The following is a 9,215-nucleotide window of genomic DNA, read 5'->3' on the forward strand; positions in this document are numbered from 1 at the left end:
GTTATAAGATTGAGGCATAAGCATGACAATATTTTTTTCTTGCTTAAAGCGCTTTATCGTAAAAGTATCGTGATTAACACGAACAGCGGCAATTTCACCGTTTTCAACTGTTGGTTGTACACGAACAGTTACAAGACTTCCGTCGGGAATGTTTGCGGCGGTCATACTATCGCCCTTTACTTTTAAAGCAAAATATTTACCACCATGATTTAATTCTGTATAAGTATATCCCTCATAATTTTCTTCCGAAAATATCGGTAATCCTGCCGCAATATCTCCTAAGATAGGTATTCTGTGCATTACAGGATTGTATGGTACTGCTCCCTCTGGTAGAGAAACAGGATATTCACCTGTAATTAAAGTAACTGGATTAATATTTAAAACCTTTGCTAATGCAGAGATTTTATCTCTTTTCATATTAGATATAAAACCATTCTCCCACTTTTGAACTGTACTTTTGCTAACCCCAACGGCATTTCCTATTTCCTCAAGGGTTAAATTAAGTTCTAAACGTCTATTTCTTATAATTGTTCCTATATCCAATGTAAACACCCCTTTTCTATAAATACATATTAACATAACAGTTTCAAAAAAGCAACTATTTTTTCAAAAAAGTTTTAAAAAGTTTCCTAAAGGGGTTGACAGAGTAAGAATTATATGCTATCATAGAAGTATCCTAAAGGAAACAAAGAAAGAGGTGATAAAATGAACATAGACGACTTAAATGCAGAAATTGCAAGAAAGGGTTTAACAAAACCGCAACTTGCAGAGAGATTGGGTGTATCAAAAAAATGCCTATATAGCAGGTTAAAAGGGGAAACAAGCTTTAAGCAAGAAGAAATTCAAAAGATTGCGTCTATTCTTGGATTAGATGAAGAAAAAATAATGAATATTTTTTTTGCTGAATTAGTTTCCTAAAAGCAACTATGCATAGGTAATATAAGAAAGTAGGTGAGAATTATGAAATTTAAGAAAGATGAGTATATAAAGCTTTATTTTGAACAAAAAAGGTCATTTTTAGTTACAGAGATTATGAGTATATATACTGCAACGGAAGACCTTGAAATCAAAATAAAATGTTTGGAATTATTGAATAAAATAGAAGGATAATCTTCTTTAGACTATCCTCCTAAAATTTAATTATTGCAGTATAAAATTCCGTCTTTTAATGAAATATGTTCAAATTCAGTAAAACCAAATGATGATGAAATATTTGTAATTGTGTGCTTTTCATCAAGAGGAGATTTTACAGAAACAAAAACTTTGAATGATGGACAAAGCAGGACATATTTACCATAAAACTTATTATTTCTTTTATCTGAACTAAGAACTCCTTCAAATCCTTCTTTTTCAGAGCCTATTATTGAATAAGAAATATTTTGTTGCTTTGCCATATCTATAAATGACAGGAATTCGTTAAGTGTTTTTACAATTATCATTATAATCACCTCCTTCTGAGATGATTATAGCACAAACGGTTAAAAAATACAATCGGCATAAGTAGTACAAGAAAGGAAAATTAAAATTATGGAAGAATTAAAGGTATTTGAAAATGCAGAGTTTGGCTCTGTAAGAACAACAACAGTAAACGGAGAGATTATGTTTGTCGGTAAGGATGTAGCGGAAATCCTCGAGTACCAAAACGGTAGTCGAGATATTAACCGCCATGTAGATGAAGAAGATAGACATAAGGTCATGCTTTTTGACGGTAATCAGAATAAAGAAACAATCATTATAAACGAATCGGGTTTGTACAGTCTTATCCTATCAAGCAAAATGCCGAATGCGAAGAAGTTTAAGCATTGGGTTACGGCTGATGTATTACCGGCAATACGCAAAACGGGAATGTATGCGACCGAAGAACTATTGGAAAATCCTGATTTGGCTATACAGGCGTTTACGGCATTAAAATTGGAACGAGAGAAAAATAAGAAACTAAACACCACTGTTAAAGTTCAAGAACAGCAGATTATGGAACTTCAACCAAAGGCGTCATATTATGATTTAGTTTTAAATTGTCCCGATTTATTATCAGTCACTGTCATAGCAAAGGATTACGGTAAGTCGGCAAAATGGTTAAACAATTTCTTAAAAGAACACCAGATACAGTTTAAGCAAGGAGGGATATGGCTGTTGTATAAGGAATATGCTGAAAAAGGCTACACAAGTACAAAGACGCATACTGTAAACGGAAATGACGGCAAGCAACATTCTAAAGTAAATACATATTGGACACAAAAAGGCAGATTGTTTATTTATGCATTGTTAAAGAGCGAGGGTATACTTCCGATAATGGAACAGGAGCAGATCGCTTAGTACAAAGTAATAGGACAAAAAATGAAATACATAGATTAAAGCAGGAGGTGGAAATCATGGAGGCGGAAAAGACCAAAAAGGCAAGAAAGCCGAGAAAGCAACCTAAAGTACATGTTGAAGTGGTAGGAAGTTGGCAAGACAGACCTGCTTATGAGCGTTTTCAGCATTGGAAACCTCATATAGAAAATATGTATCATATGCTTGGGTACGGTGATGTAACAGTTGAGCCGTCGCAGGAGATGATTGACGAGTACAATGCTATTCAAGCAAACAAAGAAAAAGGAGCTTAATGCTCCGACGATAGGACAAGCTCACAGGATAAAGAGAGGTAAACAAATGAACACAATAGGAATTGCACTGATAAGTTTCGGTATCGGACTAATCATAAGTTGGAAATTGGCAGAAAGGGACAGGAAGAATGCTAAAAAGAAAACCAAAAACAGAGAATGAGAAAACGGAAGAATATTTCCACAGAGAAGTATTTCCGATGATTAACGCATTCGCCAAGGAGTGCAGAGGACACGCAAAACAGAAAATAACGGTGAAAGGAATATTTTCAAATGAACAAATATGTAGTAATGACGGGCAGAGATGATGTAGTGGTTTTAAACGCTGATGACAACAAGTCGGTTAAGGCATACATAGCAAAAGGATACGGGATAACAAATCGTATCAAGTCAAAGCACCCGCTTGAAATGAGTGTTGCGAAGATTATCAGTGGAGATAATTAAACGGCTATGACAAAATACGAATTTGACGATTGGGCGTGCATAGACGATGACTTTGCTTGTCGTGATGATGACTTCGCCTGTATCGACGATGATTGGGCGTGCATAGATGATGATGACGCAGTATGTGACGATGAACGTGACGGACTTACGGAAGAAGAAGCCGACGCATACGAAAAGGGAAAAGCGTGGTATGACCTATTCAAAGAGGTATTGCAGTATCCGTACAGTTACGGATTATCTTGGGGAATAGTTTTAGCATACAGACAACCTATAAAATATCAGAATTAGGAGGTGAGAAGGGTGGCAGATGAGAAGAAAATACTGAAAATGTATAACGATTTAACACCAAATGAAAAGCATTTGGTAGGTGTTTTCGTAAATGCGATGATACTTAGTCGCAATAAAAATGACCGTCAGAGCGGCAACTCAATAACGGTCAAATAACAAAAACACATAGATTATTAATCTATGTCAACATTATACCACGGAAAGGAACGAAAATCAATGCAAATTGTAATTAGGCTTGAACAGAAAGATTTTGAGGGTAACAAGGAAGTATTCGACCGAATGTACGGATTATGTTCGGTACTCAACAAAAAGACGGGACCTGTGGAGATGACAAAGGCGGAAGTTGAGAAATCGGCGAACGTTGTAAGAGAGGAACAGACGTCAGACGATACGCCGACAGAGGATAATACCGCCGAAGTGGAATACACAATAGAGGAAGTACGCAAGGCATTCGGTGAATATGCGAAGTCGCAGGGCAGAGATAAGGCCAAGGGACTGCTTCAAGAAATGGGTTACGACAAAGTAACGGAAATACCGCCTGAGCGATACACAGAGGCGATGACGAGAATAGGAGATGTGAAGTAATGCCGGAAGAACACGCAAAACTCTCGGCGTCGGGGTCAAAGAAGTGGATAAACTGCCCCGCGTCAATCGCAATGGAAAGCAAATTCCCCGACGAAAGCAGTGAATATGCAAAAGAGGGAACTACCGCACATTCATTGGGTGAGGCAAAGCTGAAATTAGCTTTAAACCACATAACACGCGTGCAGTATCATAAAATGATACGTTCGCTTGATATAACCGAAGATATGGAAGAATACACGGACAGTTATCGTGATTTTGTATTAGAGCGGTACAACGCAGTGAAAAGTCAATGCGAGGACGCACAGATTCATCTTGAACGCCGTTTAGATTTTTCGGAATGGGTACCCGACGGATTCGGTACAGGCGACACCGTTATTATCGGCGGCGGAATAATCGAAATAATAGACCTTAAATACGGACAGGGCGTAAAGGTATCGGCAGACAAGAACAGTCAGCTTAGGATATATGGCTTAGGAGCATTGAGCGAATACGACTACCTATACGACATACATAAAGTCAATTTAACGATATTCCAACCGCGACTTGATAACATTGATACGGAAACGCTTACACGCGACGAACTCATTAAGTGGGGCGAAGATTTAAAGCCTAAAGCCGTACTTGCGAACAGCGGTGACGGTGACTGTATAGCAGGGCGACATTGTGATGACGGATTTTGCAAAGCAAGAGCCGTATGCCGTGCGTATGCGGAGGAGAAAAACAGGCTTGCGGCAATGGTTTTCAAACCGCCTTTGGAACTTACCGAAGATGAAATTGCGGAGGTAATAGACCAAGCGGAAAAACTTGCGAAGTGGTCGAAACTCGTAAAGGACTATGCTTTGGAACAGGCACTTAATAACGGCGTTAAGTATCCGGGATTTAAAGTGGTTGAGGGAAGAAGTAACCGCAAATATGCGGAGGACGACAGCAAAATCGCCGATGTATTAATTAAAGCCGGTTATGACGAAAAGAACATATATAAGAAAGAAATACTTAACATCACCCAAATGGGAGCACTTTTAGGCAGAGCAAGATTTAACGAACTGCTCGGAGAATATGTAATAAAACCGCAGGGAAAGCCGACGCTTGTACGTTCGGAGGACAAACGTCCCGAATGGAATTCGGCAGAGAAAGCGGCAGAAGATTTTAAAGATATAAAGTAAAGGAGAAATAACAATGGAAAAAAGAAAGACACAGGTAATCACAGGAGAAGTAAGATTCAGTTATGCACACGTTTGGGAGCCGTCATCAATCAACGGCGGTGACGAAAAGTATTCGGTAAGTATCATCATTCCGAAAAGCGACACAAAGACAATCAAGGCAATAAACAACGCAATCGAGGCGGCAAAGCAAGAGGGCATTGCGAAGTTCGGCGGTAAAATTCCCGCAAATTTAAAGTTGCCGTTGCGTGACGGTGATACTGACAGAGAGGACGACGAAAACTATGCAAACAGTTATTTTGTCAACGCAAACTGCAAAACCGCACCGGGTATTGTGGACAAGTCACGTCAGCCGATAATCGACAAGACGGAATTTTACAGCGGTTGTTACGGTCATGCGTCAATTTCGTTTTACGCCTTTAACTCCAACGGCAATAAAGGTATTGCGTGCGGTCTTAATAATTTGATGAAAACGAGGGACGGAGAGCCTTTAGGCGGACGAAACACTGCGGAGGACGACTTTGCGGGACTATATGACGATGACGACGATTTTCTTAATTAAAAGGTGGCAAAATGAAATCACTCAGTATCGACATTGAAACATACGGAAGTGTTGATTTAACTAAATCGGGGGTATATGCTTATGCGAATGCCCCCGATTTTAAAATCTTGTTATTTGCGTATGCGTTTGATGATGAAGAAGTAAAAATAATTGACCTTGCACAAGGTGAGGCGTTGCCGACAGAAGTAATGGACGCATTGACGGACGGGGATGTATTGAAAACGGCGTATAATGCGAACTTTGAAAGAACGTGTATCGGTAAGTATTTTAATATTAATTTGCCCGTAAATCAGTGGCGGTGCAGTGCGGTACAAGCGTCTGAACTCGGACTTCCGCTTTCACTTTCGGCGGTGGCGGTTGCACTCGGCTTGGAGGAGCAAAAGGACAAACGCGGAAAAGCCTTGATTGACTATTTCTCAAAACCATGTAAGCCGACAAAGACGAACGGCGGACGTACAAGAAATTTACCGATGCACGCACCCGACAAGTGGGAAGTATTCAAAGAATACTGCATACAGGACGTTGAAGTGGAACGTGCGATAAAAAAGAAACTCGCTCAATTTCCGATATGCGACAGTGAACAAAAACTGTGGACGTATGACCAACGAATTAACGACAGAGGTGTAAGAGTTGACCGAAACTTTGTTGAAAACGCAATCAAATTCAATACGGAATACAGTGACAGGTGCTATGACGAGGCACAGAAAATAACGGGGCTTGAAAATCCAAAATCGGTTATGCAACTAAAGGCGTGGCTTGAAGAAGAAACAGGGCAGAAAATCGACAGCTTGAACAAGGAAAAATTAAAGGAGCTTATAGCCGATGAAAGCATATCGCTAAAGGCGAAAAGAGTGATATATCTGCGTTCAATGATGGCGAAAACGTCCGTAACAAAGTACGAGGCAATGGAGCGGAGCGTCTGCGATGACGGACGAATAAGAGGACTTTTGCAGTTTTACGGCGCAAACCGTACAGGACGTTGGGCAGGAAGAATTGTACAGGTGCAGAACCTACCGCAAAACCATTTGAAAGATATTGATTATGCAAGAGAATGTGTGGAAAACGGCGATTTTGAACTGTTTGAAATGCTTTACGGAAATGTTCCGCAAACGCTGTCGGAGCTTATACGAACGGCACTTGTACCGAGTGAGGGCAGACGATTTATAGTAGCGGACTTTTCGGCGATTGAGGCAAGAGTTATTGCGTATCTTGCGGGCGAGCAGTGGCGACTTGAAGTATTTAAAACTCACGGAAAAATATACGAGGCATCGGCAAGTCAGATGTTCCATGTTCCGATTGAAAGTATTCACAAAGGCGATCCGCTACGTCAGAAAGGCAAGATTGCCGAACTTGCGCTCGGTTACGGCGGAAGCGTCGGAGCAATGGTGAGTATGGGTGCTTTGAAAATGGGTATTGACGAAGAAGAACTTCAAGGTATCGTGGATAAGTGGCGGAATTCAAATCCTGCCATAACGGCATTTTGGCGAACGGTCGAGAATGCGGCGATTAAGGCGGTTGAGGGTTATCCGAGCAAGATTAGACACGATATTTCTTTTTACAAACAGTCGAATATTCTTTTTATCGGTTTGCCGTCAGGTAGAAAAATTGCGTACGTTAAGCCGAAAATCGAAGTAAACAGATTTGGAAAAAAAGCCGTTACATATATGGGTATGAATCAGACAACAAAAACTTGGAGCAGACTTGAAACATGGGGCGGTAAGCTTGTTGAAAACATAGTACAGGCGTTTGCGAGGGATTGCTTGGCTGAAAGCATAATTCGGCTTGAGGACAGAGGTTTTAAGATTAATTTCCACGTTCACGATGAGGTTATAGTCGACGTTCCGAAAGGCGTGTCGAGTGCAGAGGAGTTGGCGGCGATAATGTGTGAGCCGATTGAATGGGCGAAAGGACTTCCGCTTAATGCGGACGGATACGAATGTAATTTTTATATGAAAGATTAGGGGGTGTTATAAATTGGATTTAGTAATTGCTACGGGACAAAGCAGAAAATCAAAACTATGGAAAAATACAAAAATGTCGTGGGGAGATTTTGTCGAAAGGCTGAAAACGACAACAAGGACGAGCGAAACGCAAGGTGAATTTGCAAATATGCCGAAGTCACAACAGGATGATATAAAGGACGTCGGCGGTTTTGTGGGCGGTAAGGTGAAAAACGGCAAGCGACAGTCGGGAAGTATCGAAAACAGAATTTTGCTTACGCTTGACGCAGACTTTGCCGACAGTGATTTTTGCGATAATATTTCAATGTTTTACGACTTTACATACTGCATTTACTCAACGCACAAGCACACAGCCGAGAAACCGAGATTTCGTTTGGTGATACTTCTGTCAAGACCTTGTACGCCGGATGAATACGAAGCTGTTGCGAGAATGGTGGCGTATGATATTGGTATAGATATGTTTGACGACACAACGTATCAGCCGCACCGTTTAATGTATTGGCCGAGTACGAGCATTGACGGCGAATATGTATTTGAACACGAGGAAAATAAACCGCTTGACGTTGACAAGGTGCTTGCAAAATATGAAGATTGGCGCGACGTATCGAGTTGGTACGTTTCGTCAAGAACAACAAAGGCGTTGGACAGACAGGTAAAAAAACAAGAGGACCCAACGCTTAAAAAAGGTGTTATCGGTGCATTTTGCAGAACGTACGATATACATTCGTGCATAGAAAAATACCTTTCGGACGTGTACGAAAAGTGTGCCGTAGGCGACAGATACACATACAAGGACGGCTCAAGTTCAAGCGGACTTGTTGTGTATGAGAACGGCAAATTTGCGTATTCAAACCACGCAACAGACCCTGCAAGCGGTAAGCTGTGCAACAGTTTTGACCTTGTTCGTATTCATAAATTCGGTGATACGGACGCAGACGCAAAGGACGGTACACCAGTATCAAAACTGCCGTCATATTCGGCAATGTGCAAGCTCATAGACGGTGACAGTGACGTTTCAATGCTTATGTTTAAGGAACGTCAGCAGAGGGCGGCAGAAGATTTCGGCGGTATCGAAAACGAGGAAACGGACGATATGCAGTGGGCGTTAAAGTTGGAGAAAAACGAAAATACAGGCGCTTACGAAAAAACTCTTAATAATATTATTCTTATAATTGAGAATGATTCGCATTTAAAAGGTAAAATCAAAATGAACGATTTTACGGGATATGCGGAGATTGACGGCATTATGCCTTGGGACAAGGACGCACCGGAAAATCGTGTTTGGCAGGATTCCGATACGGACGGATTGCAGTGGTATCTTGAATATGTGTACGGCATTAAAATGGGTAATGATAAGGTTTTCCGTGCGTTGTCGGTGTTTTACAGACGTGTTGCGTATGATCCGATTGTTGAGTATTTGGACGGTCTTGCGTGGGATAATACGGAACGACTTGACACATTGTTTGTCGATTATCTCGGTGCGGCGGATAACGAATATACAAGAGAAGTGACGCGTAAAATGTTCGTCGGAGCGGTCGCAAGAGCGTATGAGCCGGGAAGTAAATTCGATAATATGCTTATTCTGTCGGGCAGGCAGGGCATAGGCAAGAGT

The 9,215-nt window shown here is 40.9% G+C and carries 14 protein-coding genes; 12 read left to right on the forward strand and 2 right to left on the reverse strand.

Features of this window, described 5'->3' with window-relative positions:
* Positions 1-543, reverse strand: a 543-nt coding sequence (locus ACLTU0_RS08610) for a LexA family protein (RefSeq protein WP_412322074.1), incomplete at its 3' end; no start/stop codon positions are given.
* Positions 544-705: 162 nt separating this feature from the next.
* Here ACLTU0_RS08610 and ACLTU0_RS08615 point away from each other — a divergent pair.
* Positions 706-918 (forward strand): DUF739 family protein, encoded by a 213-nt coding sequence (locus tag ACLTU0_RS08615; RefSeq protein WP_412275687.1) that lies wholly within the window; start codon positions 706-708, stop codon positions 916-918.
* A 42-nt stretch (positions 919-960) separates the two neighbouring features.
* The gene (locus ACLTU0_RS08620) at positions 961-1,110 is read left to right on the forward strand and encodes a hypothetical protein (protein WP_412275686.1); all 150 of its coding nucleotides are present in this window, start codon (positions 961-963) and stop codon (positions 1,108-1,110) included.
* A gap of 26 nt (positions 1,111-1,136) precedes the next feature.
* Here the strand turns inward: ACLTU0_RS08620 and ACLTU0_RS08625 are convergent, their stop codons facing one another.
* Positions 1,137-1,439, reverse strand: a complete 303-nt coding sequence (locus tag ACLTU0_RS08625) for a hypothetical protein (RefSeq protein WP_337598893.1) — start codon at positions 1,437-1,439, stop codon at positions 1,137-1,139.
* Between the two features lie 88 nt (positions 1,440-1,527).
* Between ACLTU0_RS08625 and ACLTU0_RS08630 the strand changes: the two genes are divergently transcribed.
* From ACLTU0_RS08630 to ACLTU0_RS08675, 10 genes are all read left to right on the forward strand, one after another.
* Positions 1,528-2,316, forward strand: coding sequence for a phage antirepressor (locus tag ACLTU0_RS08630; protein ID WP_412322075.1), 789 nt, complete (start codon positions 1,528-1,530; stop codon positions 2,314-2,316).
* A gap of 56 nt (positions 2,317-2,372) precedes the next feature.
* Entirely contained in the window at positions 2,373-2,606 is a 234-nt protein-coding gene (locus tag ACLTU0_RS08635; RefSeq protein WP_117965384.1) for a hypothetical protein, read from the forward strand.
* 270 nt (positions 2,607-2,876) lie between these two features.
* The gene (locus ACLTU0_RS08640; RefSeq protein ID WP_337600054.1) at positions 2,877-3,047 is read left to right on the forward strand and encodes a hypothetical protein; all 171 of its coding nucleotides are present in this window, start codon (positions 2,877-2,879) and stop codon (positions 3,045-3,047) included.
* Between the two features lie 6 nt (positions 3,048-3,053).
* Positions 3,054-3,335 carry a hypothetical protein gene (locus ACLTU0_RS08645; RefSeq protein WP_412322077.1) on the forward strand — a complete coding sequence of 94 codons (282 nt, stop codon included), beginning with the start codon at positions 3,054-3,056 and terminating at the stop codon, positions 3,333-3,335.
* 12 nt (positions 3,336-3,347) lie between these two features.
* Positions 3,348-3,491 carry a hypothetical protein gene (locus ACLTU0_RS08650; protein ID WP_022229192.1) on the forward strand — a complete coding sequence of 48 codons (144 nt, stop codon included), beginning with the start codon at positions 3,348-3,350 and terminating at the stop codon, positions 3,489-3,491.
* Between the two features lie 60 nt (positions 3,492-3,551).
* A complete protein-coding gene (locus tag ACLTU0_RS08655) occupies positions 3,552-3,920 on the forward strand; it encodes a hypothetical protein (protein WP_412275680.1) in 369 nt (122 codons plus the stop codon).
* Positions 3,920-5,083: a DUF2800 domain-containing protein gene (locus ACLTU0_RS08660; protein ID WP_412275678.1), complete on the forward strand. Its 1,164-nt coding sequence runs from the start codon at positions 3,920-3,922 to the stop codon at positions 5,081-5,083. The genes ACLTU0_RS08655 and ACLTU0_RS08660 overlap by 1 nt, the downstream gene beginning before the upstream one ends.
* 13 nt (positions 5,084-5,096) lie before the next feature.
* Positions 5,097-5,642 (forward strand): DUF2815 family protein, encoded by a 546-nt coding sequence (locus tag ACLTU0_RS08665; protein ID WP_022229195.1) that lies wholly within the window; start codon positions 5,097-5,099, stop codon positions 5,640-5,642.
* Between the two features lie 11 nt (positions 5,643-5,653).
* The gene (locus ACLTU0_RS08670; protein WP_412275677.1) at positions 5,654-7,603 is read left to right on the forward strand and encodes a DNA polymerase; all 1,950 of its coding nucleotides are present in this window, start codon (positions 5,654-5,656) and stop codon (positions 7,601-7,603) included.
* 13 nt (positions 7,604-7,616) lie between these two features.
* Positions 7,617-9,215, forward strand: a 1,599-nt coding sequence (locus ACLTU0_RS08675) for a VapE domain-containing protein (RefSeq protein ID WP_412322079.1), incomplete at its 3' end; no start/stop codon positions are given.

The sequence above is a fragment of the Hominilimicola sp. genome (assembly GCF_046972485.1).
Classification (GTDB): domain Bacteria; phylum Bacillota; class Clostridia; order UBA1381; family UBA1381; genus Hominilimicola; species Hominilimicola fabiformis.